The organism is Escherichia sp. E10V5, from assembly GCF_004212315.1.
GTDB lineage: Bacteria > Pseudomonadota > Gammaproteobacteria > Enterobacterales > Enterobacteriaceae > Escherichia.
In genome coordinates this window covers 85800-109710 of the sequence record NZ_RHJM01000025.1, presented here as the reverse complement: position 1 = coordinate 109710, position 23911 = coordinate 85800, and the positions used below count along the sequence as shown (strand labels likewise).

Here is a 23911-nt window from a genome sequence, read left to right as displayed (position 1 = left end):
TGAGTTTATAAAATACGATGACAACTAAAAATATGAATACGCCACCAGGCAGCACTCAGGAAAATGAGATCGATCTGCTTCGTCTGGTCGGCGAGTTATGGGATCACCGTAAGTTTATTATCAGCGTGACCGCGTTATTCACGCTGATCGCTGTCGCTTACTCGCTGTTAAGCACGCCAATTTATCAGGCAGATACTCTGGTCCAGGTTGAGCAGAAACAGGGCAACGCCATTCTCAGTGGCCTGAGCGATATGATCCCTAACTCATCGCCCGAATCAGCACCGGAGATCCAACTGCTGCAATCGCGCATGATTCTCGGTAAAACCATTGCTGAACTGAATCTGCGCGACATGGTTGAGCAGAAGTATTTTCCGATTGTGGGTCGCGGCTGGGCGAGATTAACCAAAGAGAAACCAGGTGAGCTGGCCATCAGCTGGATGCATATTCCACAACTGAATGGTCAGGATCAGCAACTGACACTCACGGTTGGGGAAAACGGCCACTATACGCTGGAAGGTGAAGAGTTCACCGTCAATGGTATGGTCGGCCAGCGTCTGGAAAAAGATGGCGTTGCGCTGACTATCGCGGACATTCAGGCCAAACCAGGAACACAGTTTGTCCTGAGCCAACGTACCGAACTGGAAGCGATTAACGCGTTGCAGGAAACCTTTACCGTTAGCGAACGCAGTAAAGAAAGCGGGATGCTGGAACTTACCATGACCGGTGATGATCCCCAGTTGATTACTCGTATTCTGAACAGCATCGCTAACAACTATTTGCAACAGAATATCGCTCGCCAGGCGGCGCAGGATTCACAAAGCCTTGAATTCTTACAGCGCCAGTTGCCTGAAGTGCGCAGCGAGCTGGACCAGGCGGAAGAAAAACTCAACGTTTATCGCCAGCAGCGCGATTCGGTTGACCTTAACCTGGAAGCCAAAGCCGTTCTTGAGCAGATTGTTAACGTTGATAATCAACTCAACGAGCTGACCTTCCGCGAGGCAGAGATCTCCCAGCTGTATAAGAAAGATCACCCAACTTATCGTGCGCTGCTGGAAAAACGCCAGACGCTGGAGCAAGAACGCAAACGCCTGAATAAGCGGGTATCGGCAATGCCTTCCACTCAACAGGAAGTGTTGCGTTTAAGCCGTGACGTAGAAGCGGGCCGTGCGGTATATCTGCAATTACTTAACCGCCAGCAGGAGTTGAGTATTTCGAAATCCAGTGCGATTGGTAACGTGCGGATTATCGACCCGGCAGTCACTCAGCCGCAGCCAGTGAAACCGAAAAAAGCGTTGAATGTGGTGCTTGGTTTTATTCTTGGCCTGTTTATTTCGGTGGGTGCCGTGCTGGCGCGTGCGATGTTGCGTCGTGGTGTAGAAGCACCGGAACAACTGGAAGAGCACGGCATCAGCGTTTATGCCACTATCCCGATGTCCGAGTGGCTGGATAAACATACCCGTCTGCGTAAGAAAAATTTATTTTCTAATCAGCAGCGCCATCGTACTAAAAATATCCCCTTCCTGGCGGTGGATAACCCGGCGGATTCTGCTGTGGAAGCCGTACGTGCGCTACGAACCAGTCTGCACTTCGCTATGATGGAGACTGAGAATAACATTCTGATGATCACCGGTGCGACGCCAGACAGTGGTAAAACGTTTGTCAGTTCAACTCTGGCAGCGGTGATCGCCCAGTCCGATCAAAAAGTGTTATTTATTGATGCCGACTTACGCCGTGGTTATTCGCATAACCTGTTTACCGTGAGTAATGAACATGGCTTGTCGGAATATCTGGCAGGTAAAGATGAGCTCAACAAAGTGATCCAGCATTTTGGCAAAGGAGGCTTTGATGTGATTACTCGCGGTCAGGTGCCACCTAACCCGTCTGAACTGCTGATGCGCAATCGGATGCGTCAATTACTGGAATGGGCGAACGACCATTACGATCTGGTGATTGTCGATACGCCGCCGATGCTGGCGGTGAGCGATGCTGCGGTCGTGGGTCGCTATGTCGGCACCAGCCTGCTGGTTGCACGTTTTGGCCTGAACACCGCCAAAGAAGTGAGTTTGTCAATGCAGCGTCTGGAACAGGCAGGCGTCAATATTAAAGGCGCAATCCTCAATGGTGTGATTAAACGCGCCAGCACCGCTTACAGTTACGGCTATAACTATTACGGTTATAGTTACTCCGAGAAAGAGTAAAACTGAAGGTAAAGTGGCCGGATGCGGCGTGAACGCCTTTTCCGGTCTACGCATCAGACAGTTCTTCGTTTGTCATCAGCCTCAGAGCATTCAGGTAACTGAATGCTCTTTTTTATGCATTATAAACTGCATGCCGGAATGCGTGCTTCATTCACGATTTGCGTAAAACCAGCCAACGAACACATGCCCTGCGCGTTTCTTTCGCCACACTCAGCCAACGTTAACTCCACTTTGCCTGGCGGCGTTTTTAGCGACAACGGAGTTTTGTCACGCATCTGCTGTAGGGTCTGGAATACCAGCGATACCTGAATCCACTGGCTGTTATCACTAAGTCGCCGCCAGCGTTCAAAAACCAGTTCGCCCCCCGGTGGGGTATTATCCGGCTGGCCTGGTAGCGTCCAGTTAAGCTCTAACGCGCCCCCCAGATTCGCCAGATTAGTGTCGTGTCCAGCAATAAATAGCAGTGAAGTGGGTAATGTCACGCCATAAACCTGTTGTTGCGTGTTATTTGGCGTCAGTGCCGTCAGCACTAAATCCAGCAACGGCGTAGCGCGACTACGGGCTACCTCTGGTGTCCGTTGCAGCAAATAAAACTGCGCGTTATGCAGACTTAGCAAGGTGTTCCACTGGTGTGAATCTGTAATTCGCCCCCAGCCAGGCTCCGGCATTCCCTGTGCCTGTTGCAGGAGAAATATCTCCGTCAGCATTGAAGCCAGACTTGCCGCACCGGTCAGAGATACATTGTCATCCCTCACTTTGAGTTCGGACGGCAATGCCTGAGTCAACGTACAACTTTCGTCCTGATTGTCTCGTTTGAGGCACAGATTTGATTGCTGGAAATTGAGAACCTGCTCCAGTTCGCGAAATGCGGTTTGCCGATGCTCGGTAAACTCCGCTATCGATCCCCCTGCTCTACTGAGAATAGTCGCGGTAACGTTGGTCTTATCCAGTTGGCAAACGCCAGTTTTAAGGGGATTAAACAGGGGATCGGGCCGGGAAGTATCTGGCTGGGTATGGACTGTAATCGTACAGTTGGGTGCCAGCCCGGTAGCAAAGGCTTCACCTGTTTTACGCGTACGTTCATCGACATCCGCAATAATCGCAACCTGATCAGGTTTCGGGCAGCCATTTTTTGCCAGTAAACCGTCAGCGACCAGGCGTTGGCGTTGATAATGTCCAAGATAAGTGACCAGTTCGCCGCCACGCGGGGTCAACCAGCCCAATTTCACCGGCCACTCAGGCCATGTGTCTGGAGTGACATCCTGCATGAGTGGCGTGGCTTTGGTGGGCGCACGCACGCCATGACGGCTGACAATCACCACCCGCTCCAGCTTCAGTTCCGGCTCACTCTGAGCGAATGCAGGTGGCGAGGTTAACGGAATCAGAAGAGATAAAAATGGGATCAAAATCGCTTTCATCGATATGTTTCCGTTTTTCATATCCGACATGACTGCCTGATGCGACGCGTCGTATCAGGCCTAAGTTCGTTGTGCGCCCAGTCATCCCTTCAGGCGCGGATCCAGCCATACCAACACGACGGTAGAAAGCGAACACATCAACAAAATGCCGACGAACCACAATAGATACCACATTGTTCATGCTCCTTAGTACAGCTCATGATCGTGACGGCGCAGAGTTTCAGTCGTCATACGACCCCACATTTTGTAGTAGCTCCATAGAGTGTAGAGCAACACTATTGGCAAAAATATCAGTACAATTACTAACATAATGCTAAGTGTCAGTTGGCTGGAGGTACTGTCCCACACGGTCAGGCTAGATATCGGACTGATACTCGAAGGCATAACAAAGGGAAATAACGTAACGCCAGCGGTGAAAATCACACCAAATTGCATCAATGACGCCATCAGAAATCCCCAACCGGGGCGACCACGGTAAATTGCCATCGCCGTCAGTAACGGGCAGAAGAAGCCGAGCAGTGGGAAGATCCACAAGACTGGCGATTCGATGAAGTTATTCATCCAGGCGCCTGGCAGTACCGTCACCATTTTCATCAGTGGATTGGACGGACCGTTGACATCCTGAGCGAGTAACACAAAGCCATCAATACCGACCCACAGCCAGTATCCCGCCAGCAGGAAGCAGAGCATCACCAGCAGCGCGGCGCGTTTGGTCGCCAGTTGTGAACGCAGATGAATAGCGCCAACGGTTTTCAGCTGCAACCAGACGCCCCCTTGCAAAATCACCATACCCAGACTGAGCAAGCCGCACAGCAAAGGGAATGGCGTCAGCAACTGCCAGAAGCTACCGAGATACTCCACGCGTAATTGTGGTGTGAAGCTAAACGGCACGCCAAGTAACAAGTTACCAAACGCAATACCAAAGACCACAGGCGGGACCAGACTACCAATGACCAGACCGGCATCCCACATTTTGCGCCAGCGGGCATCCGCTATTTTGCCACGATAATCAAAAGCTAATGGGCGGAAGAACAGCGAGCACAGCACCAGGATCATCGCCACATAAAAGCCAGAAAACGCCGCTGCGTAGACTCTGGGCCAGGCGGCAAATAATGCCCCACCTGCGAGGATCAGCCAGACCTGGTTACCCTCCCAGTGAGCGCCAACGCTGTTGATCACTATCCGGCGTTCATCATCGTCACGCGCCACCAGTGGCAGCAGACAACCGATCCCCATATCAAATCCGTCGGTGACCATAAAGACCACCAGGATGACGCCCATCAGCAGCCACCAGATGAACCGTAATGTTTCATAATCAAACATGACTCTCTCCTTTACTGTTGCTGCGCTGGTTGTTCACTCTGCATCGCACTCGGCCCCAGGCGGGCATATTTCTGCATCAGGTAGACTTCGGCGATTAAGAACAGGGTGTAAAGCCCTACGATCATGATCAGAGAGAAGGCCAGTTGGCCCGTGGTTAATGCAGAGTGCGCGGAGTATGTCGGTAAGATGTCCTGAATCGCCCACGGCTGACGACCAAACTCGGTCATAAACCACCCGGCTTCAATGGCAATCCACGGCAGTGGCAAACTCCAGAGCGCCATTTTCAGCACCCAGCGATGTTGATCGATTTTGCCGCGCAGCGTCTGGACGAGCGCAATCAGCATCACCAGTAACAGCAGCGAACCGCAGCCAACCATGATGCGGAAACTCCAGAATACCGGCGCAACTTGCGGGATTGCGCCACGCATCGCCGCCTGGTACTGCGCAGCAGTGACATGATTCATATCCGGTGCATAACGAGAGAGCAGCATGCCGTAACCGAGATCGCCTTCTAACTCGCGAAACGCCTGTAATACATGCGGCTCGCGGTTGCTCTGCGATATCTCCTGCATTAACAGCCAGGCTATGCGTCCGCGTTGCAGCCGTGGGTAGGTTTCGGCCATCAAATTTTTCAGCCCGGGAACAGGTTTATCCAATGAATGAGTGGCGAGGATCCCTAACAGGGCCGGGATTTTAATGGCAAAAGCGTTGCGTTCTTGATCCTGTTCCGGCCAGGCAACGAGATGGAACGGCGCGGGTGCAGGTTCAGTTTGCCACTCCCCTTCCATCGCCGCCAGTTTTACCGGCTGTACTCGTGCGACTTCATATGCAGAGCTGTCTCCGAGTTGCAGCGCGCCGATTATCGCCAGGGTCCCGAAGACAGAACCGATGGCAAACGAGCGGAGTGCAACGTCGCGCTCCCGCCCACGCAGCAAATACCACGAGCTGATCGCCATAATGAACATCGCCCCGGTCACATAACCTGCCATCACCGTGTGCACAAATTTCACCTGGCTGACAGGGTTAAAGACCAGATCGCTGAAGCTGGTCATCTCCATACGCAGGGTATCGATATCGAAATGCGCCCCGGTCGGGAACTGCATCCAGCCATTGGCATTCAAGATCCACAATGCGGAGATATTTGAACCGAATGCCACCAGCCAGGTGACCAACAGGTGTTGATATTTGTTCAGGCGTTGCCAGCCGAAGAAGAACAGACCAACAAAAGTGGATTCGAGGAAGAAGGCCATTAATGCTTCCATCGCCAGCGGTGCGCCGAAAATGTCGCCTACATAGTTGGAATAGAATGACCAGTTAGTACCAAACTGAAACTCCATCGTCAGGCCGGTGGCCACGCCGAGAGCAAAGTTGATACCGAAGAGCTTACCCCAGAAACGCGTCATATCGCGGTAGATTGTTTTGCCGGTAACCACGTAAATAGTTTCCATGATGGCCAGCAAAAAAATCAGCCCCAGGGTAAGGGGCACAAATAAAAAGTGATACAGCGCGGTCAGCGCAAACTGCCAGCGCGATAAGTCAATAACATCCCACATGCTAACTCCTGTAGGCGAAGAGAGGGTAATAACCCTTTAATAGTAGATCCCTCTTTTTATCCTTACAGTTTGTAGGTAGTTGTATTCGCTAATTGCGATATTCACAGGACCGAAAGCGATATTTGCCACCGTTTTTAATGTTGTGCACTTTCCGCCAGCCACTGACAAACCTCGCCGAGACGCTGCGCAGAGTCCGCCAGATCTTCCGGCGCAGCCAGCACAACTTCGGGTATCGGGCAGATTTCATAACTCTCAAGCAGGGGGCCTTTTAAGGTGTCCATACAGCGTAAATGCCAGACATGGCGTAATCCCGTAGCATTGATATAGCTCTCGCCGTAGCCAATGGTCCGAATCTGAATATTTCCCGGTCCGCAAAGACGCGACAGAAAAAGCCGATCAGCCTCGCTGATGGGTAGCTGCGTCAGATTAATACTGTGCGGCTGCGCGTCGGGGTTTCGTACATGCGCCAGCAACTCATGGGCCAGCGGTAAGCCATTCATCAGGCCATTGATGGGGGGCGGTAATAGCGAATCTGTCGGCAGCGCGTTTTGCGTTGCCGCCTGCCACAACGCCAGCGGCGCGCAGCCAGCCTCCAGTGTGTCCTCCAGTGTGTCCTCCAGCAACTGTTCGCCGCGACGTCTGCGTACACGCCATAATCCACAGAATATCGCCTCCTGAATTTCACTTTCACTGCCGTCAGCGTGCTGGATGCGCACTGATACTTCCCCTTCCCCAAGCAGCGTATTGAGGAAATGACGATCGTCGGCGTTGAGATTTAACAGATCGACTGCCAGCACCTCGCCCAGCGGTAGCTGACGTTCGCTTAGTTGATGTTGCAACTCGTTTAACAGCGCCATCACCTGCGGGCTGTGAGCACATTGCTCCAGTGCCGCCATACTCGGTTCATCATTCACCTGACAGGTGATCGGCAGTGGATTCATGCTGAAACTGTCGTCGCCAGGTTGTGTTCCCGGTCCCAGCAGATGGAAGAAAGTGTCGCTCATGAGGCTCGCTCCTGTTGCGGTTCGACAAGCCCACGCATCAGGTTTATCAGCTCCGCCCACGGGTGGATGCCGTTCAACACGCCGCGATAGCTACCGCCGGTAAACACCAGGGTGGCGGGAAAGCGAAAAACACCAAAGCGATCGCCAATGACTTCGCTTTGCTCAAGATCGGCAATCGCCACCTTCCACACATAGTCTGGAAACTCGCGCAGTAGCTCGCCGATCATTACCGGATTGTCGCTGACTTCAGGCGTCCGTTTTGGGTCACAGCTTAACAACACCACGCCGTCTGGCGCTTGCGTAAGCCAGTCATCAAGACAGGATTCACTGACCGGCGTCCAGCCGCGCGCCAGCATTCGTTGCCACAACGCATCAAATGGCGTGTCGTTGCTCATCCCTGCTCCTCCAGCGTCATCCGGTACTGGCGCAAGCGAACGCCTTCGTAATTTTCCATCGACAGACAGTCATAATTGAGACAACGAGACTCCTCAGTCGGTTGCGGTACAACTCCCCACTCAGCCAGCTGTACCAGCGCCGCCTGTTCCGCAGCGGGCAGTTGCTCTCGCGCCAGTTCGCTCAGGCTGCCGCCGTAGTCGTCGAGCATCGCGGGTTGCAGGCCGACGAGGGCAATATGTGCTGGCAGATGTCCGCGGATATCTGCCAGCGCCAGCACTTCGGAGAAACTGTTCTGGTGCAGGCTCATTTTCTTCGCGCTGAGATAGGCCGGAATACGTTCTCCGACATAGGTTCGTAGCGTTCCTGGCTCCAGCCCATAATCAATGGCATCGAGAATCAACAAGTGGCTGGCGCTTTCGACATAGCCCAGCAAGTTCAGCCCCTGAGTGCCGCCATCAACAATCTCCACTTCCTCGGGCCAGTGATAATGGGCATACAGCCGTTCTGCCACCCGCACGCCGAAGCCTTCATCAGCCCACAGCAGGTTACCCAGCCCCATTACCACCACGCGTTGCTCGCTCATGAACGCTCCTTGTTGCTTTTGACTTTAAAAAATTTGTGGCTGCGGTAGCCATTCACCATAGTGGAGATCACCGTGTCATCAGACATGATGTCTTCACGCAGCGCCATATACACATGACCGATCACAAACGCGCCAATCAGCCACATCCCCAGCCGATGCCAGCTGTGAATGTCCATTGAGTTGCCGCCCGTCCAGTAGAAAAATTCCACCACGTAACGGAACGGTGTGAAGATGGCATACTGACTATGTTCGCTGAACAGCGCAAAACCGGTGACGATCATAAAAACGGACATCAGGAAATAGCCGAACATCGCGGCCTGGGCGATGGGATTATGACCAATATCAGCACTCGGGCGTTTTGCCAGAAACAGATACCAGCGGATTTCATACCACACGCCCAACCACCAGCGTTTACGCCACACCGGCACGATGAACAGCTCGCGTGAGTAGCGATTACCGACAAATGCCCAGTAGATCCGCATCAGTAATATCACGGTAAAAATCATCCCAGCACTGAAGTGAATTAACCGGATGTACCCCATGTAGAACAGATAAGTCGCCTCGCCGCTGACCGAAGGCAGCGGTTTACCAATAAAGTAGCCAGTAACCATCAACACTGCCATGCACAGCACCGTCAGCCAGTGCCAGATCCGCACGGGCGCTTCAAAGACATAGTGGCTGACAACGTTGTCGCTTTTCTGTTGCATGATGATTCTCCTTCGCTGTTAACGCACCTGCACGGAGATAAGCTCGCTGCCATCGTCGCCTAGCACGTGAGTTGAACAGGCGAGGCACGGGTCGAAGCTGTGCAAAGTACGCAGGATTTCCAGCGGCTGTTCAGGAATAGCCATTTTGGTGTTCATCAGCGCCGCTTCATACGCACCAATTTGCCCTTTGGGATCGCGCGGGCTGGCGTTCCAGGTGGTCGGCACCACGCACTGATAGAGATCAATCTTGCCATCGCGAATGGCGGCCCAGTGACCTAACGCCCCGCGCGGCGCTTCGGTAAAACCGACGCCCCGGCACTCTTTCGGCCAGGTAGCAGGCTCCCATTTTTCAGTGGAGGCGGTGGCGAGGTTGCCGTTTTTCAGGTTGGTCATCAGCTTGTCAAAGAAGTATTGCAACTTACCTGCGGCCCACTGCGCTTCGTGCGCGCGGCACAAAATGCGGCCCAACGTTGACTGGATGCCATAAAGCGGCAGGTTCAGTGCCGACATCATGCGATCGACAGACTCAACGGTTGCCGCATCGCCTTTGTGGTAAGCGATCAACGTGCGCGCCAGCGGCCCCACTTCCATCGCATGACCGCGCCAGCGTGGCGCTTTTATCCACGAGTAGCGTTCCTGTTCATTCAGTTGCTGAATGTTAGTATCACTGCCTTTGACATCGCCGGGGTTGTACCACGGATCGGTAATACCATCGAAGGGATGACGTCCAACCCGATCGTCGGGATAACGATACCAGGCGTGATCGACAAACTCCTGCACCTGCTGCGGATCAACCAAATCTACTGGCAGCACGTTTTTGAAGTCGCCGTTAATTACTGCGCCGCCAGGCATCAGCAGACTTTTTTCGCCAAAGTCGTTGGCGATATCGGGGAACGCACCGTAGCTGAGGACGCATTGATCCGAAAGGCCCGTGCCGATTTCGCTCCACGGTTTGTTGAACTGGCCGATGGCTAAAGCGTCGGGGATCATCACGTTATTAATGAAGTCCGCCGTACGGGTGATAATCGACTGCACCAGGTTCAGGCGTTCCATATTGACCGCGCCGACCGCGCCGCTTTCGTCAATGTTAATTGCGCATGGCATCCCGCCGACAATCCAGTTTGGATGAGGGTTTTTACCGCCAAAGACCGCGTGGATTTTGACAATTTCACGCTGAAAATCGAGAGCTTCGAGATAGTGGGCAAAGCCCATCAGGTTGGCTTCTGGCGGCAGTTTATATTGCGGATGGCCCCAGTAGCCGTTACGGAAGATCCCCAACTGCCCGCCTTCAACAAATTTCTTCAGTCGGTTTTGTACGTCGAAGAAATAGCCAGGGGACGATTTCGGCCACGAAGAGAGGCTTTGCGCCAGTTCGGAGGTTTTCCGCGGATCGGCTTTCAACGCATCTAACACATCGATCCAGTCCATCCCGGCGAGCTGATAGAAATGCACCAGGTGATCGTGGCACCAGAGCGTTGCCAGCATAATATTGCGGATGATATTGGCGTTGTCCGGCACTTTAATACCGATGGCATCTTCGATGGCGTAAACCGAAGCCAGAGCGTGTACGCCGGTACAGACGCCGCAGATACGTTCAACGAACGCCCACGCATCGCGCGGATCGCGCCCTTGCAGGATGATCTCCAGCCCGCGAAACATCGTGCCGCAGGAGACGGCATTGGTTATCACATTCTGATCGTTGATATTTACTTCACAGCGCATATGGCCTTCGATGCGCGTGATCGGATCAACCACCAGGCGACGTCCGGCATTGTTGATGGTGTATCCCTGAGTTTCGTACTGAGTGCTCATGCCTGTTTATCCTCGTTGCCTGGCTGTTGTTCTGCTTCTGCAAGTTGCTGGTTATGACGTCTGCGCTGGTCAACGGCGCTGGCGACTGCATGTACGCCAACTGCCGCAGCCACCACGCCAAGCGCAGTTAAGCCGACGGTATCGGCGGTGGAATGAGTCCCCATTTGCGGAATATCGACCACGCGGCTGTAGAACGAGCCGCGATCCCAGAAGCCATTTTCAGAACAGCCAAGACAACCGTGACCAGACTGAATCGGGAAGGAAACGCCATCGTTCCAGCGGGTAGAGGAGCAGGCGTTATACGTAGTTGGCCCTTTGCAGCCCATTTTGTACAGGCAGTAACCTTTACGCGCCGCGTCATCATCCCAACTCTGCACGAACTCTCCGGCGTCGAAGTGGGCGCGGCGATAGCATTTATCGTGAATACGCTGACCATAGAACATCAGCGGACGCCCCATTCTGTCGACATCCGGCAGGCGATCGAACGTCACCATGTAAGTAATGATGGCGCTCATCACATCCGGGATCGGCGGGCAGCCTGGCACTTTGATAATGGGTTTGTCGGTGATGACTTTGTCGATGGGCGTTGCCTGCGTCGGATTGGGCCGCGCGGCCTGCACGCAGCCCCATGAAGCGCAGGTTCCCCAGGCGATTATCGCACTGGCCCCAGCCGCTGCGCGTTTCAGTTTTTCAATAAACGGCCTACCGCTGCTGATACAGAACATCCCCTGCTCGCCCAGTGGCGGATTGCCCTCTACCGCAAGGATATATTTGCCATTGTATTGTGTGATGATGTCTTCAAAGACTTCTTCCGCCTGAGTTCCGGCAGCAGCCATCAGAGTATCGTCGTAGTCGAGAGAAATAAGGGAAAGAATGACATCCTTCGCCAGTGGGTGAGCGGAGCGGATAAAAGATTCGGTACAGCAGGTGCATTCCAGACCGTGGATCCACACCACCGGAATGCGCGGTTTATTTTCCAGCGCCCAGGCAATCTTTGGTGCCATTCCCGCGCCTAATCCCAGCGAGGTTGCAGCCAGACTGCAATATTTGAGAAAGCTGCGCCGGGTGACCCCCTGACGCCGCATGGCCTGGTAAAATGTCTCCTCGTTATTCATATCGCACGTCTCTTCTCCTTGCGACACCAGCAGGACGCCGGGCGCTTATGGTCGGCAAGCGACGTCCCTGTAGCAAGGCAAACCATCGTTTTACGTGAGAGGCTGAAAACGAAAGCTCATCCTTCTGCACTGGCGCACGTCGCCAGAAAGTATTGTTAATAAAGCGTAGTGAAACTTTTGCACAAAACAATACAAACTGTGTGGATTTGTCTTTTAGCGATAAAAATGGGCCTTATTTTCCTTAAGGTTTGGCGCAGAACGATTACGAGCCCATTTTTATGGCGACAGAATACCCAAATTGCTGTTATTTCACGCAATCAACGCGCATTTGTCTGTTTTTCAAGCAAACAAACAAATTAGGGGTTTACACGACGCATCGGGATGTTTATAGTTCGCGTCATTCCGGAAGTGTGGCCGAGCGGTTGAAGGCACCGGTCTTGAAAACCGGCGACCCGAAAGGGTTCCAGAGTTCGAATCTCTGCGCTTCCGCCAAATAAGATAAGGGGTTAGCTAAATGCTAACCCCTTTTTCTTTTGCCTGTCAAAATGCTATACCACACTCAGTGGCTTAACCATCCTCTGCTAAACCTGTTCCAGATCAAATGCGTAAAGATGGGTAAAACCTCTGGGTAGCTTTCGGCATTATCATTATGCTGCTTCATTAATTACATCTGTCATAGAGAGTGACTCAATGGATCGTATTGTTAGTTCTTCACATGACCGTACATCGCTGCTTAGCACCCATAAGGTGCTGCGTAATACCTATTTTCTCCTGAGCCTGACACTGGCCTTTTCGGCGATTACCGCGACGGCCAGTACGGTTCTGATGCTGCCATCTCCGGGGCTGATTCTGACGCTGGTGGGTATGTATGGTTTGATGTTCCTGACCTATAAAACGGCGAATAAGCCGACCGGGATTATCTCCGCGTTCGCGTTTACCGGTTTTCTGGGTTATATCCTCGGGCCAATTCTGAACACCTATCTGTCAGCCGGAATGGGTGACGTAATTGCCATGGCGTTGGGCGGTACGGCATTAGTGTTCTTCTGCTGCTCTGCGTATGTGCTGACCACTCGCAAGGATATGTCGTTCCTCGGCGGTATGCTGATGGCGGGTATTGTTGTTGTCCTGATCGGGATGGTAGCGAATATCTTCCTGCAACTGCCTGCTCTGCATCTGGCGATCAGCGCGGTGTTCATTCTGATCTCCTCTGGCGCAATTCTGTTTGAAACCAGCAACATCATCCACGGCGGTGAAACGAACTACATTCGTGCCACTGTGAGCCTGTATGTGTCGCTGTATAACATCTTCGTTAGCCTGTTGAGCATTCTGGGCTTCGCCAGCCGCGATTAATCTCGCCCGCTATCTCTTTCTGAGCCTCGCTTTATGCGGGGCTTTGTTTTTTGTTACACTGCCGCCAGTCTGACTAAGGTAGTAAATAATTATGCTGATCTTCGAAGGTAAAGAGATAGAAACCGATACCGAAGGCTATCTCAAAGAAAGTAGCCAGTGGAGCGAACCACTGGCGGTGGTCATTGCAGAGAACGAAGGTATTACACTGTCGCCAGAACACTGGGAGGTGGTGCGTTTTGTGCGTGACTTCTACCTGGAATTTAATACCTCTCCGGCAATTCGTATGCTGGTTAAAGCGATGGCGAATAAATTTGGTGAAGAGAAAGGCAATAGCCGCTATCTGTACCGACTGTTCCCGAAAGGCCCGGCAAAGCAAGCCACCAAAATTGCTGGCCTGCCTAAACCGGTGAAATGCATTTAACGAATACGAAAATCCGTTAACTCCCCGGAGGGATGATGCGGCTCGCTAAGCACCCGTTCCACACGCGCTGAACGCGGGCCACCGCTCTTTAACCACTGCATTAATTTTTCCACCTGCCCTTCTTCACCGCAGGCAACGACTTCCACGCTGCCATCGTCAAGATTTTTGGCGTAACCGGTTAATCCCAATCTTTTCGCTTCGTACTGGGTGGTATAGCGAAACCCTACGCCCTGAACCCGGCCGTATACCCAGGCAATTATGCAGACTTTCGACATGACTGCTCCCCTTATCCTTAATGGACGCGTTGCAAATCCATGGAAAACTCCGGACAATGGCGCCCATTTCTTTGCATCGACAGAATAGTTAATTATGAGTGTACGTTTAGTGTTAGCCAAAGGGCGCGAAAAATCATTACTTCGTCGCCATCCGTGGGTCTTTTCCGGCGCCGTTGCCCGAATGGAAGGTAAAGCCAGCCTCGGAGAAACCATCGATATTGTTGATCATCAGGGAAAATGGTTAGCACGCGGCGCTTATTCGCCAGCATCGCAAATCCGTGCGCGCGTCTGGACGTTTGACCCGTCAGAATCCATCGACATTGCCTTTTTTACTCGCCGTTTACAACAGGCGCAAAAGTGGCGCGACTGGCTGGCGAAAAAAGATGGCCTCGACAGCTATCGTTTAATTGCTGGCGAATCTGATGGCCTGCCTGGCATTACTATCGACCGCTTCGGCAATTTTCTGGTGCTGCAACTGCTGAGTGCTGGCGCAGAGTATCAGCGCGCGGCATTAATTAGCGCCCTGCAAACGCTCTATCCGGAGTGCGCAATTTACGACCGCAGCGACGTCGCTGTACGTAAAAAAGAAGGTATGGAGCTGACCCAGGGCCCCGTTACCGGCGAGCTGCCGCCTGCCCTGCTGCCGATTGAAGAACACGGTATGAAGCTGCTGGTGGACATTCAACACGGCCACAAAACGGGCTACTACCTGGATCAGCGTGACAGCCGCCTGGCTACCCGCCGCTACGTTGAAAATAAACGCGTACTCAACTGTTTCTCCTATACCGGTGGTTTCGCCGTCTCGGCATTAATGGGTGGATGCAGCCAGGTAGTCAGTGTCGATACTTCGCAGGAAGCCCTGGATATCGCGCGGCAGAACGTTGAGCTGAACAAGCTGGATCTGAGCAAGGCTGAGTTTGTCCGTGATGACGTCTTTAAATTGCTGCGTACCTATCGCGATCGCGGTGAAAAATTTGACGTTATCGTGATGGACCCACCGAAGTTTGTTGAGAATAAAAGCCAGTTGATGGGCGCATGCCGTGGCTATAAAGACATCAACATGCTGGCCATTCAGCTGTTGAATGAAGGCGGAGTTCTCCTGACTTTCTCATGTTCTGGCCTGATGACCAGCGATTTATTTCAGAAAATCATCGCTGACGCCGCAATTGATGCCGGTCGTGATGTACAATTTATAGAGCAGTTCCGTCAGGCCGCCGATCACCCGGTGATCGCTACCTACCCGGAAGGGCTATATCTGAAAGGGTTTGCCTGTCGCGTCATGTAACTTGAAAAGTGAAATTTTGCCCATATATCAAAGGTAAAGATTTCCCGGGAGGTGACTATGATTGCCAGCAAATTCGGTATCGGCCAGCAGGTCCGCCATTCCCTGTTAGGTTATCTCGGAGTGGTCGTGGATATCGACCCGGTTTACTCGCTCTCTGAACCGTCGCCTGATGAGCTGGCGGTGAATGACGAGCTTCGCGCCGCTCCGTGGTATCACGTGGTGATGGAGGATGACAACGGCCTACCGGTTCATACCTACCTGGCTGAAGCCCAGCTAAGTAGCGAATTGCAGGATGAACATCCAGAGCAACCGTCAATGGATGAGCTAGCGCAGACTATCCGCAAACAACTCCAGGCGCCGCGTCTGCGTAACTAATCCTCATAAACATGCCCGGAAGGTTTTCGCCTTCCGGGTATTTTTTTATTTCGCCAGGCCCAGACGAGGGATCTCAATCGCCGGGCAGCGATCCATCACCACGTTTAGCCCTGCATCACGCGCCAGCACTGCCGCCTGTTCATTTATAACACCCAGCTGCATCCATAAGGTTTTCGCACCAATAGCGATCGCCTCCTGCGCCACACCCCATGCTGCTTCTGAATTACGGAAAACATCGACCATATCCACTTTTTCCGGAACCTCCGCCAGCGTGCCGTAACCTTGCTGGCCTAACAGCGTTTTACCGGCGACCTTTGGGGAGACGGGAATAACGTGATAGCCCTGATCGAGCAGATACTTCATTACGCGATAACTTGGACGATCGGGTTTGTCACTTGCTCCCACCAGCGCAATGGTGCGAGTGGACGTTAAAATGCCTGCAATATCGGTTTCTTTCATCATTTCCTCCAGACTATTTACCAAAGTGTACGACAATCCCGACATGCCAACCATGTAGCTACTACGAATGTATGAGAGCAAAAGCAGAAAACATGTCTATATGTTAGTAAGTATGATTAAAGAAAAATTTTGATACATTATTAGTCGGGCGGTCTTTGGACAGGAGCTACCTATGAAAACCGGCATTATGACCACCTTGATTGCACTGTGTTTGCCGGTATCCGTTTTTGCCACCACACTGCGGCTATCCAGCGATGTTGATCTCCTGATACTCGACGGCAAAAAGGTTTCCAGTTCTCTGCTTCGCGGTGCTGATAGCATCGAACTGGATAATGGACCACATCAGTTAGTGTTTCGCGTTGAAAAGACAATCCATCTTTCCAGTAACGAAGAACGACTTTATATCTCCCCGCCGCTGGTCGTTAGCTTTAATACCCAGCTCATTAGTCAGGTGAATTTTCGTCTCCCTCGCCTGGAGAATGAACGAGAAGCGAACCATTTTGACGCAGCGCCGAACCTTGAATTGTTAGATGGCGATGCGACGCCGATTCCGGTGAAGCTGGATATTCTCGCCATTACCTCTGCCGGGAAAACAATCGATTATGAGCTGGAAGTCGAACGCTATAACAAATCCGCAAAACGCGCTTCGCTACCGCAATTTGCCACTATGATGGCGGACGACAGTACACTGCTCTCCGGCGTTTCGGAACTGGATGCGATTCCTCCGCAGTCACAGGTGCTCACTGAACAACGGCTGAAGTATTGGTTTAAACTGGCTGACCCACAAACGCGTAATAACTTTCTGCAATGGGCGGAAAAACAACCTTCTTCCTGAGATTTTTGTGCCTGTGCGCAGGCTTTTTCAGTCTTTATCTTGCAGCGATAAGTGCTTACAGTAGTCTGTAGGAAAGTTAACTACGGATGTAAATTATGGAACTGACAACTCGCACAATGGCGGCGCGTAAACATATTGCGCTGGTGGCACATGATCACTGCAAGCAAATGCTCATGAGCTGGGTGGAACGGCATCAGCCGCTTCTGGAGCAGCACGAACTTTATGCAACGGGCACCACGGGTAACTTAATTTCCCGCGCGACAGGAATGAACGTCAACGCGATGCTGAGCGGCCCGATGGGCGGCGATCAGCAGGTTGGCGCATTGATCTCAGAAGGGAAAATTGATGTGCTGATTTTCTTCTGGGACCCGCTGAATGCTGTACCACACGACCCCGACGTGAAAGCGTTGCTGCGTCTGGCGACGGTGTGGAACATTCCGGTCGCCACCAACGTGGCAACGGCTGATTTCATCATCCAGTCACCACATTTCAACGACGCTGTAGATATTCTGATCCCGGATTATCAGCGTTATCTCGCAGAACGCCTGAAGTAAGTTCGCACAGGCGGCACTCGCCGCCTGTTTCTTACGGTTTCCTTGCTACCGGTACATCCAGTTTTTTCAGGTCGTCCACAAAGGGAGAAGGATTCTCTTTGCTGAACAGTACCCAAACCCGATGCCGTGCGCGAGTGAGCGCAACGTACATTAATCGCCGTTCTTCGGCATCCGGATAGTCCTCTACTGGCGGCAGTAGCGCCTCTTCCATAATGGACTCACGCGCCACAGCCGGGAAGCCATCACTCCCCTCCTGCAAACCAACGATGATGACGTAGTCGGCCTGTTGCCCTTTGCTGGCATGAATGGTCATAAAGTCGATTTGCAGCTTCGGCCAGCGCGTCGTGGCTTTATCCAGAGTAACGGGCTTCAGATGATGGTAACGCGCTAGTACCAGAATGCGCTCTTCGGGTTTGACATAACCAGATAGCTTGTCCAGTAAAGCGTCAAGCTGACTCTCATCCAACAAGGTGACGGCTTTTTTGTCACCATTCGTTAAGCTATTCAGCGGTTTTTTCAACTGATTAGGGTTCTGCTGAATAAAACGATTTGCCACCTCTCCTATGCGGCTATTGAAACGGTAAGTCGTGTCTAAATCACAGCGATCGCCTTCACCGAAGTTTTCATGGAAGGCCGTGGTGAGCGACATTTGCGCGCCGCTGAAGCGGTAAATAGCCTGCCAGTCATCGCCAACGGCAAACAACGTTGTCTGACTATTTTGTTTACGCAATGCTGCCAGCAAGGCCGCTCGCTGTGGGGAGATGTCCTGGAATTCATCAACCAGAATATGTTTCCACGGGCTGATAAACCGCCCTTTCTCAAGGATAGCAATCGCCTGATGAATCAGACCTGAAAAATCGACGGCATTTTCCGCTTTCAGCGCACCTTTCCAGGCTTTCAGCAACGGTGCCATCAATTTGATTCGTTTACTGAACAGATCCCGAATCTCTTCTGGCGCACTGGCAATCATTTCAGCCTGCGCGCCACCGTGCATCCGCATCAGACTGACCCAGCGATCGAGGCGAGATGCGAGACGACGCTGCAATTTTTCATCATCCCAGAAGTTGCCTTCTGGCACTGACCACTGCAGTTCTTCCATCAACCATTGTCGCCAGCCCTTCGCCTGTGCTTTCTTTTCACTACACTGCTTGCACCACTCAGCAATAAAGAGTTCATGGCGGGCTGCGGTGTCATTTTCCAGGTTGCTGACTGTCGGTACTTTTTTGCTGCCTTGCTGAATAATATGCAGGGCCAGAGAATGAAACGTGCGCGCGGTAATCTCTTCGGTATGCAGCCGTTCGCGGATCCGCTCGTCCATCTCTTCCGCCGCTTTTCGGCCAAACGCCAGCAATAAAATTTGCTCGGGTGATGCTTCACCACGCGCCAATAACCAGCCAGCGCGCGCCACCAGCACAGACGTTTTTCCGCTTCCTGCACCAGCCAGCACTAACAGGGAATGCTCACCATTAACCACCGCCCGGGCCTGCGCCGGATTAAGCGGTGAAGACTCAACCTGACGGAAAAAATCCGCATATTCGTTAAGCATGGTTTCGGTATACGCCTGATTATGCTGCAACCGACTGCCTTCAATATCTTTCAGCCAGGCCTGACATTTGCGCCACGCCTCACGACAGTTATCAAATTCCTCCAGGCGATTAACCGGTAATGGCAACGCTGACAAAGCCTGACGAATTTGTTGCTGTACCCCAGTGGTTTGCTCCCGCGTCAGCCATTTATTTTCTCCAGTGCGAGCAGCAATAAGATCCAGTTGTTGCTGCAATACGCCAGCGGCAATTTCGCTCATTTCCTCGCTCCAGCGCCGCCAGTGAGCATCAAGATGATGGTGAAAACGCTGCGTCTCTGCCCATTCAGTGCCATGCAGACGCACGACTTTTTCATCAGGCAATACAAATTCCAGCTCACCCCATACCAAACCACGTTTGCAGTGAATAGCCAGTAATTGATTGAAAGGAATAAGGTATTCGTGGCGATCGCCGGAAACTTTTATCCCGGCATTGAGGATCACCGCCCGATCGTAAGGGTGCTGTGCCAGACGTTTGCCAAGAGTTGTCGCTTTCAGTTCCATGTCTCTGTAGATCCACACGATGTCATTTCTTATCAGTGTAACCGCCAGAGAAAACGTGCTCCAGCCCAAAAAAACGTTACAATTGCCGCCCATTACTGAAAACCACAGTAAAGCGAGGTTTTATGCGTACCGTTTTGAACATTCTGAACTTTGTGCTTGGCGGATTCGCCACCACTCTTGGCTGGCTGTTGGCGACCCTGGTCAGTATTGTGCTGATTTTCACCTTACCGCTGACACGGTCCTGCTGGGAGATAACCAAACTGTCTCTGCTGCCTTATGGCAATGAAGCTATTCATGTCGATGAACTAAACCCGGCAGGCAAAAATGTGCTGCTTAACACTGGCGGTACGGTGCTGAATATTTTCTGGCTGATTTTCTTCGGCTGGTGGCTATGTCTGATGCATATCGCAACAGGTATCGCGCAATGCATTTCCATCATTGGTATTCCGGTTGGTATTGCGAACTTTAAAATTGCCGCTATTGCTCTGTGGCCGGTCGGACGCCGCGTGGTATCGGTAGAAACAGCTCAAGCTGCGCGTGAAGCCAATGCACGTCGCCGTTTCCAATAATCCAACATTATGGCCTTTATGCTAAGTCCTTTGCTCAAACGCTATACCTGGAACAGCACCTGGCTGTATTACGCGCGCATTTTTATCGCACTTTGCGGCACCACTGCGTTTCCGTGGTGGCTGGGTGATGTAAAACTTACGATTCCGCTGACTCTCGGAATGGTGGCGGCAGCACTGACCGATCTCGACGACCGACTGGCGGGACGTCTGCGTAATCTCATTATTACGCTGTTCTGTTTTTTTATTGCCTCGGCTTCAGTAGAGCTGTTATTTCCGTGGCCCTGGCTGTTCGCCATTGGTTTAACGCTCTCCACCAGCGGCTTCATTTTGCTCGGCGGTCTGGGTCAACGCTATGCGACCATCGCCTTCGGTGCATTGCTGATTGCCATTTACACGATGCTGGGAACCTCCCTGTATGAACACTGGTATCAGCAGCCTATCTATCTGCTTGCTGGTGCGGTTTGGTACAACATCCTGACGCTTATTGGTCATTTGCTGTTCCCTGTCCGCCCGTTGCAGGACAACCTGGCACGTTGTTACGAACAACTGGCGCGGTATCTGGAACTCAAGTCACGTATGTTTGATCCTGATATTGAGGATGAAAGCCAGGCACCGCTGTATGATTTGGCGCTCGCCAACGGGCAACTTATGGTGACGCTGAACCAGACGAAAATCTCGTTGCTGACCCGCTTACGCGGCGACCGCGGTCAGCGGGGAACGCGTCGTACACTACATTACTATTTTGTAGCGCAGGATATCCACGAGCGGGCAAGCTCTTCACATATTCAGTATCAAACGCTGCGAGAACATTTTCGCCACAGCGATGTGCTGTTCCGCTTCCAGCGCCTGATGTCGATGCAGGGACAAGCTTGCCAACAATTGTCACGCTGTATTTTGCTGCGTCAGCCTTATCAGCACGATCCACATTTTGAACGCGCTTTTACGCATATTGACGCCGCACTTGAGCGGATGCGCGAAAATGGTGCGCCCGCCGATCTGCTAAAAATACTGGGATTCCTGCTGAACAATTTACGTGCCATAGATGCCCAACTGGCGACTATTGAATCAGAACAAGCCCAGGCGCTGTCCCCCAATGCAGACGAAAATGAACTCGCCGACGACAGCCCTCGCGGGTTTAGCGATATCTGGCTGCGTCTTAAACGTAACTTAACGCCGGAGTCTGCACTATTTCGCCATGCAGTGAGAATGTCGCTGGTATTGTGTGTTGGTTACGCCATCATTCAGATAACCGGAATGCATCACGGGTATTGGATCCTGCTGACAAGTCTGTTTGTCTGCCAGCCAAACTATAACGCCACGCGCCACCGTCTGAAGTTAAGGATTATTGGTACGTTGGTGGGTATTGCGATTGGTATTCCTGTGCTGTGGTTTGTTCCGTCACTGGAAGGACAACTGGTGCTGCTGGTGATTACCGGCGTGCTCTTTTTTGCCTTCCGTAACGTGCAATACGCTCATGCAACGATGTTCATTACGCTTCTGGTGTTACTGTGCTTCAACCTGCTGGGTGAAGGTTTTGAAGTCGCGCTGCCTCGCGTAATCGATACGCTGATCGGCTGTGCAATAGCATGGGCGGCGGTGAGCTACATCTGGCCCGACTGGCGGTTTCGCAATCTGCCGCGAATGCTTGAACGCGCGACGGATGCTAACTGCCGTTATCTCGATGCCATTCTTGAGCAATATCATCAGGGGCGTGACAACCGTCTGGCGTATCGTATTGCCCGACGCGATGCTCACAACCGTGATGCTGAACTGGCGTCGGTGGTGTCGAATATGTCCAGTGAACCGAACGTCACACCGCAAATTCGCGATGACGCGTTCCGTTTACTGTGCCTTAACCATACTTTTACCAGCTATATTTCTGCCCTCGGCGCACACCGCGAGCAGTTAACCAACCCTGAAATTCTGGCGTTTCTTGATGACGCAGTTTGCTATGTTGATGACGCGCTACATCATCAACCTGCCGATGAAGAACGCGTCAATCAGGCATTAGCTGGCCTGAAACAGCGGATGCAACAACTTGAACCGCGGGCAGACAGCAAAGAACCTCTTGTCGTACAGCAAATCGGGTTACTGATTGCATTACTGCCAGAAATTGGCCGTCTGCAACGCCGGATTACTCAAGTTCCTCAGGAAACTCCTGTTTCGGTGTAATAGAATCTGCCCATTCTGCAAGCTCCTGGCGGCGTGCCACCGGGAGCGCAGCTTCATGAATACCGATAATTGCGCCTTCAAGCATGAACAGAATCTTTTCTGTCACCAGACTGTTATGCTGCCGTAGCCGCAACCAGCACATTTTCGCCCCAAGTATACGTAGCGCCCGAACATCCTTAATCCCCACTTCCCCGAGAATCGCTTCCAGGTGATAAGACATATTGGGCAAATCTTTCAGCCGTTGCTGGGTGTCGCGCGTACTTTTCTCTTTAAGCGCAGCGTCCAGCGAATATTTCGACAGCCGCACCAACTTCTGTTGATTCCGCCATAAGCTTTCATCAACCCGGTAGTAATTGAGAGTAACGGGACGGCCACACTTTTTGTATGTCAGCCAGACTGGTGGATGTTTTACACAGTACTGTGCGCTTTGCTCACAAGCCCGAAGATACAACTCACCATCAGAAACCATCGCAAACACTGTATCGTCAACGGTCAGACTGTAACTGCCAAACAACGATCGATATTCAATAGTGCCTAACGTCGACAGGTATTCTTGTGACTTATAGATCCGCTTGTAGGAGAGGCTTTTCATAAAATTCCTTTTAAAATCATAATATAAAAGAATGATTCACATTAACGGATCCGTTAAATACGAAAATAGGCAACTTATTCTCAAGGGGCAAGATTAATTTAAGTTTTCAGGTCACCAACGACAAAAATTGCGAGGCTCTTTCCGAAATTTGTGTTGATCTTTGTTGTCACTGGATGTACTGTATATCCATACAGTAACTCATAGGGCTGGATTGATTATGTACACTTCAGGCTACGCAAATCGTTCTTCGATGTTCTCCTCCACAGCAAGCAAAATTGCGCGTGTCTCTACGGAAAACACTACAGCCGGGCTAATTAGTGAAGTTGTCTATCGCGAAGATCAGCCCATGATGACGCAACTCCTGCTTTTGCCATTATTACAGCAACTCGGCCAACAATCGCGTTGGCAACTTTGGTTAACGCCGCAACAAAAACTAAGTCGTGAATGGGTTCAGGCAGCGGGACTACCCTTAACTAAGGTGATGCAGATAAGCCAGCTTTCCCCTTGTCACACCGTGGAATCAATGGTTCGTGCTTTGCGTACGGGAAATTACAGCGTAGTGATCGGTTGGTTGGCAGACGATCTGACAGAAGAAGAGCATGCTGATCTTGTCGATGCCGCCAATGAAGGTAACGCAATGGGGTTTATTATGCGTCCAGTAAGCACACACTCTCACGCCACGAGACAACTTTCTGGGCTAAAAATTCACTCAAATTTGTATCATTAAGTAAATTTAGGATTAATCCTGGAACTTTTTTTGTTAACCCGTAGACGCTTTCACTTGTCACTAATTTTACTTGTGGAGGCTTGTCTGAAGCGGTTTCCGCGA

Annotated in this window: 24 protein-coding genes and 1 tRNA gene; 11 read left to right on the top strand and 14 right to left on the bottom strand. The window is 51.9% G+C overall.

Going from position 1 to position 23911, the window contains the following annotated elements; translation table 11 throughout:
* Positions 1 to 17 precede the first annotated feature (17 nt).
* Positions 18 to 2198, top strand: coding sequence for a tyrosine-protein kinase (etk, locus tag D9738_RS18160; RefSeq protein WP_130260797.1), 2181 nt, complete (start codon positions 18 to 20; stop codon positions 2196 to 2198).
* A 119-nt stretch (positions 2199 to 2317) separates the two neighbouring features.
* On the opposite strand, the gene D9738_RS18155 is transcribed toward etk, so the two are convergent.
* The 10 genes from D9738_RS18155 to hyaA form a co-directional block, all read right to left on the bottom strand.
* The gene (locus D9738_RS18155) at positions 2318 to 3616 is read right to left on the bottom strand and encodes an AppA family phytase/histidine-type acid phosphatase (RefSeq protein ID WP_130260796.1); all 1299 of its coding nucleotides are present in this window, start codon (positions 3614 to 3616) and stop codon (positions 2318 to 2320) included.
* Positions 3617 to 3697: 81 nt separating this feature from the next.
* The gene (gene cbdX, locus D9738_RS18150; RefSeq protein ID WP_032161491.1) at positions 3698 to 3790 is read right to left on the bottom strand and encodes a cytochrome bd-II oxidase subunit CbdX; all 93 of its coding nucleotides are present in this window, start codon (positions 3788 to 3790) and stop codon (positions 3698 to 3700) included.
* Between the two features lie 12 nt (positions 3791 to 3802).
* Entirely contained in the window at positions 3803 to 4939 is a 1137-nt protein-coding gene (gene appB, locus D9738_RS18145; RefSeq protein ID WP_130205404.1) for a cytochrome d ubiquinol oxidase subunit II, read from the bottom strand.
* Positions 4940 to 4950: 11 nt separating this feature from the next.
* Complete coding sequence (appC, locus tag D9738_RS18140) at positions 4951 to 6492, bottom strand: cytochrome bd-II oxidase subunit 1 (protein WP_130260795.1); 1542 nt, start codon at positions 6490 to 6492, stop codon at positions 4951 to 4953.
* Positions 6493 to 6626: 134 nt separating this feature from the next.
* Complete coding sequence (locus D9738_RS18135) at positions 6627 to 7496, bottom strand: hydrogenase expression/formation protein (RefSeq protein WP_130260794.1); 870 nt, start codon at positions 7494 to 7496, stop codon at positions 6627 to 6629.
* The gene (gene hyaE, locus D9738_RS18130) at positions 7493 to 7891 is read right to left on the bottom strand and encodes a hydrogenase-1 operon protein HyaE (protein ID WP_130260793.1); all 399 of its coding nucleotides are present in this window, start codon (positions 7889 to 7891) and stop codon (positions 7493 to 7495) included. Before hyaE ends, D9738_RS18135 begins: the two co-directional genes overlap by 4 nt.
* A complete protein-coding gene (hyaD, locus tag D9738_RS18125; protein ID WP_130205395.1) occupies positions 7888 to 8475 on the bottom strand; it encodes a hydrogenase 1 maturation protease in 588 nt (195 codons plus the stop codon). Before hyaD ends, hyaE begins: the two co-directional genes overlap by 4 nt.
* A complete protein-coding gene (hyaC, locus tag D9738_RS18120) occupies positions 8472 to 9182 on the bottom strand; it encodes a Ni/Fe-hydrogenase b-type cytochrome subunit (protein ID WP_130205393.1) in 711 nt (236 codons plus the stop codon). Before hyaC ends, hyaD begins: the two co-directional genes overlap by 4 nt.
* Positions 9183 to 9200: 18 nt before the next feature.
* Positions 9201 to 10994, bottom strand: a complete 1794-nt coding sequence (hyaB, locus tag D9738_RS18115) for a Ni/Fe-hydrogenase large subunit (protein ID WP_130260792.1) — start codon at positions 10992 to 10994, stop codon at positions 9201 to 9203.
* Complete coding sequence (gene hyaA, locus D9738_RS18110; RefSeq protein WP_010344442.1) at positions 10991 to 12109, bottom strand: hydrogenase 1 small subunit; 1119 nt, start codon at positions 12107 to 12109, stop codon at positions 10991 to 10993. The genes hyaB and hyaA overlap by 4 nt, the downstream gene beginning before the upstream one ends.
* A 404-nt stretch (positions 12110 to 12513) precedes the next feature.
* Between hyaA and D9738_RS18100 the strand changes: the two genes are divergently transcribed.
* The 3 genes from D9738_RS18100 (at position 12514) to tusE (ending at position 13880) form a co-directional block, all read left to right on the top strand.
* A tRNA-Ser gene (locus D9738_RS18100) sits at positions 12514 to 12601 on the top strand.
* 198 nt (positions 12602 to 12799) lie between these two features.
* Positions 12800 to 13459 carry an FtsH protease modulator YccA gene (gene yccA, locus D9738_RS18095; protein ID WP_000375136.1) on the top strand — a complete coding sequence of 220 codons (660 nt, stop codon included), beginning with the start codon at positions 12800 to 12802 and terminating at the stop codon, positions 13457 to 13459.
* Between the two features lie 91 nt (positions 13460 to 13550).
* Complete coding sequence (gene tusE, locus D9738_RS18090) at positions 13551 to 13880, top strand: sulfurtransferase TusE (protein ID WP_000904443.1); 330 nt, start codon at positions 13551 to 13553, stop codon at positions 13878 to 13880.
* On the opposite strand, the gene yccX is transcribed toward tusE, so the two are convergent.
* Positions 13877 to 14155 carry an acylphosphatase gene (gene yccX / locus D9738_RS18085; protein WP_000048252.1) on the bottom strand — a complete coding sequence of 93 codons (279 nt, stop codon included), beginning with the start codon at positions 14153 to 14155 and terminating at the stop codon, positions 13877 to 13879. The two genes, tusE and yccX, sit on opposite strands and share 4 nt — an antisense overlap.
* 94 nt (positions 14156 to 14249) lie before the next feature.
* Here yccX and rlmI point away from each other — a divergent pair, with 94 nt between their 5' ends.
* Complete coding sequence (rlmI, locus tag D9738_RS18080) at positions 14250 to 15440, top strand: 23S rRNA (cytosine(1962)-C(5))-methyltransferase RlmI (protein ID WP_064528417.1); 1191 nt, start codon at positions 14250 to 14252, stop codon at positions 15438 to 15440.
* Between the two features lie 57 nt (positions 15441 to 15497).
* Positions 15498 to 15815: a heat shock protein HspQ gene (hspQ, locus tag D9738_RS18075; protein ID WP_001295356.1), complete on the top strand. Its 318-nt coding sequence runs from the start codon at positions 15498 to 15500 to the stop codon at positions 15813 to 15815.
* A 45-nt stretch (positions 15816 to 15860) separates the two neighbouring features.
* Here the strand turns inward: hspQ and D9738_RS18070 are convergent, their stop codons facing one another.
* Positions 15861 to 16274 (bottom strand): CoA-binding protein, encoded by a 414-nt coding sequence (locus tag D9738_RS18070; RefSeq protein ID WP_064528416.1) that lies wholly within the window; start codon positions 16272 to 16274, stop codon positions 15861 to 15863.
* A gap of 172 nt (positions 16275 to 16446) precedes the next feature.
* Here D9738_RS18070 and D9738_RS18065 point away from each other — a divergent pair, with 172 nt between their 5' ends.
* Positions 16447 to 17109, top strand: a complete 663-nt coding sequence (locus D9738_RS18065; protein WP_130205387.1) for a DUF2057 family protein — start codon at positions 16447 to 16449, stop codon at positions 17107 to 17109.
* A 95-nt stretch (positions 17110 to 17204) separates the two neighbouring features.
* Entirely contained in the window at positions 17205 to 17663 is a 459-nt protein-coding gene (gene mgsA, locus D9738_RS18060; RefSeq protein WP_064528411.1) for a methylglyoxal synthase, read from the top strand.
* Positions 17664 to 17694: 31 nt separating this feature from the next.
* Here the strand turns inward: mgsA and helD are convergent, their stop codons facing one another.
* On the bottom strand, positions 17695 to 19749 hold the full coding sequence (helD, locus tag D9738_RS18055; RefSeq protein WP_130260818.1) for a DNA helicase IV: 2055 nt from the start codon (positions 19747 to 19749) through the stop codon (positions 17695 to 17697).
* Positions 19750 to 19871: 122 nt separating this feature from the next.
* Here helD and D9738_RS18050 point away from each other — a divergent pair, with 122 nt between their 5' ends.
* Both D9738_RS18050 and yccS read left to right on the top strand, forming a co-directional pair.
* Positions 19872 to 20318 carry a YccF domain-containing protein gene (locus D9738_RS18050; protein ID WP_064528407.1) on the top strand — a complete coding sequence of 149 codons (447 nt, stop codon included), beginning with the start codon at positions 19872 to 19874 and terminating at the stop codon, positions 20316 to 20318.
* Between the two features lie 9 nt (positions 20319 to 20327).
* On the top strand, positions 20328 to 22490 hold the full coding sequence (yccS, locus tag D9738_RS18045) for a YccS family putative transporter (RefSeq protein ID WP_130260791.1): 2163 nt from the start codon (positions 20328 to 20330) through the stop codon (positions 22488 to 22490).
* Here yccS and sxy read toward each other — a convergent pair.
* The gene (gene sxy, locus D9738_RS18040; protein ID WP_130205381.1) at positions 22453 to 23082 is read right to left on the bottom strand and encodes a CRP-S regulon transcriptional coactivator Sxy; all 630 of its coding nucleotides are present in this window, start codon (positions 23080 to 23082) and stop codon (positions 22453 to 22455) included. The genes yccS and sxy overlap by 38 nt on opposite strands.
* Before the next feature lie 217 nt (positions 23083 to 23299).
* On the opposite strand from sxy, the gene sulA reads away from it, so the two are divergent.
* Positions 23300 to 23809, top strand: a complete 510-nt coding sequence (sulA, locus tag D9738_RS18035; RefSeq protein ID WP_064528402.1) for an SOS-induced cell division inhibitor SulA — start codon at positions 23300 to 23302, stop codon at positions 23807 to 23809.
* Positions 23810 to 23911: the final 102 nt, after the last annotated feature.

Excerpts from the sequence above, each read along its gene's own strand:
- sxy (WP_130205381.1), bottom strand. The coding sequence starts at position 23,082 with ATGAAAAGCCTCTCCTACAAGCGGATCTATAAGTCACAAGAATACCTG.
- hyaA (WP_010344442.1), bottom strand. The coding sequence starts at position 12,109 with ATGAATAACGAGGAGACATTTTACCAGGCCATGCGGCGTCAGGGGGTC.
- hspQ (WP_001295356.1), top strand. The coding sequence starts at position 15,498 with ATGATTGCCAGCAAATTCGGTATCGGCCAGCAGGTCCGCCATTCCCTG.
- sulA (WP_064528402.1), top strand. The coding sequence starts at position 23,300 with ATGTACACTTCAGGCTACGCAAATCGTTCTTCGATGTTCTCCTCCACA.
- tusE (WP_000904443.1), top strand. The coding sequence starts at position 13,551 with ATGCTGATCTTCGAAGGTAAAGAGATAGAAACCGATACCGAAGGCTAT.
- yccA (WP_000375136.1), top strand. The coding sequence starts at position 12,800 with ATGGATCGTATTGTTAGTTCTTCACATGACCGTACATCGCTGCTTAGC.
- hyaD (WP_130205395.1), bottom strand. The coding sequence starts at position 8,475 with ATGAGCGAGCAACGCGTGGTGGTAATGGGGCTGGGTAACCTGCTGTGG.
- D9738_RS18135 (WP_130260794.1), bottom strand. The coding sequence starts at position 7,496 with ATGAGCGACACTTTCTTCCATCTGCTGGGACCGGGAACACAACCTGGC.
- mgsA (WP_064528411.1), top strand. The coding sequence starts at position 17,205 with ATGGAACTGACAACTCGCACAATGGCGGCGCGTAAACATATTGCGCTG.
- hyaC (WP_130205393.1), bottom strand. The coding sequence starts at position 9,182 with ATGCAACAGAAAAGCGACAACGTTGTCAGCCACTATGTCTTTGAAGCG.
- D9738_RS18065 (WP_130205387.1), top strand. The coding sequence starts at position 16,447 with ATGAAAACCGGCATTATGACCACCTTGATTGCACTGTGTTTGCCGGTA.
- cbdX (WP_032161491.1), bottom strand. The coding sequence starts at position 3,790 with ATGTGGTATCTATTGTGGTTCGTCGGCATTTTGTTGATGTGTTCGCTT.
- yccX (WP_000048252.1), bottom strand. The coding sequence starts at position 14,155 with ATGTCGAAAGTCTGCATAATTGCCTGGGTATACGGCCGGGTTCAGGGC.
- D9738_RS18070 (WP_064528416.1), bottom strand. The coding sequence starts at position 16,274 with ATGAAAGAAACCGATATTGCAGGCATTTTAACGTCCACTCGCACCATT.
- D9738_RS18155 (WP_130260796.1), bottom strand. The coding sequence starts at position 3,616 with ATGAAAGCGATTTTGATCCCATTTTTATCTCTTCTGATTCCGTTAACC.
- rlmI (WP_064528417.1), top strand. The coding sequence starts at position 14,250 with ATGAGTGTACGTTTAGTGTTAGCCAAAGGGCGCGAAAAATCATTACTT.
- hyaE (WP_130260793.1), bottom strand. The coding sequence starts at position 7,891 with ATGAGCAACGACACGCCATTTGATGCGTTGTGGCAACGAATGCTGGCG.
- D9738_RS18050 (WP_064528407.1), top strand. The coding sequence starts at position 19,872 with ATGCGTACCGTTTTGAACATTCTGAACTTTGTGCTTGGCGGATTCGCC.
- hyaB (WP_130260792.1), bottom strand. The coding sequence starts at position 10,994 with ATGAGCACTCAGTACGAAACTCAGGGATACACCATCAACAATGCCGGA.
- yccS (WP_130260791.1), top strand. The coding sequence starts at position 20,328 with ATGGCCTTTATGCTAAGTCCTTTGCTCAAACGCTATACCTGGAACAGC.
- appB (WP_130205404.1), bottom strand. The coding sequence starts at position 4,939 with ATGTTTGATTATGAAACATTACGGTTCATCTGGTGGCTGCTGATGGGC.
- etk (WP_130260797.1), top strand. The coding sequence starts at position 18 with ATGACAACTAAAAATATGAATACGCCACCAGGCAGCACTCAGGAAAAT.
- appC (WP_130260795.1), bottom strand. The coding sequence starts at position 6,492 with ATGTGGGATGTTATTGACTTATCGCGCTGGCAGTTTGCGCTGACCGCG.
- helD (WP_130260818.1), bottom strand. The coding sequence starts at position 19,749 with ATGGAACTGAAAGCGACAACTCTTGGCAAACGTCTGGCACAGCACCCT.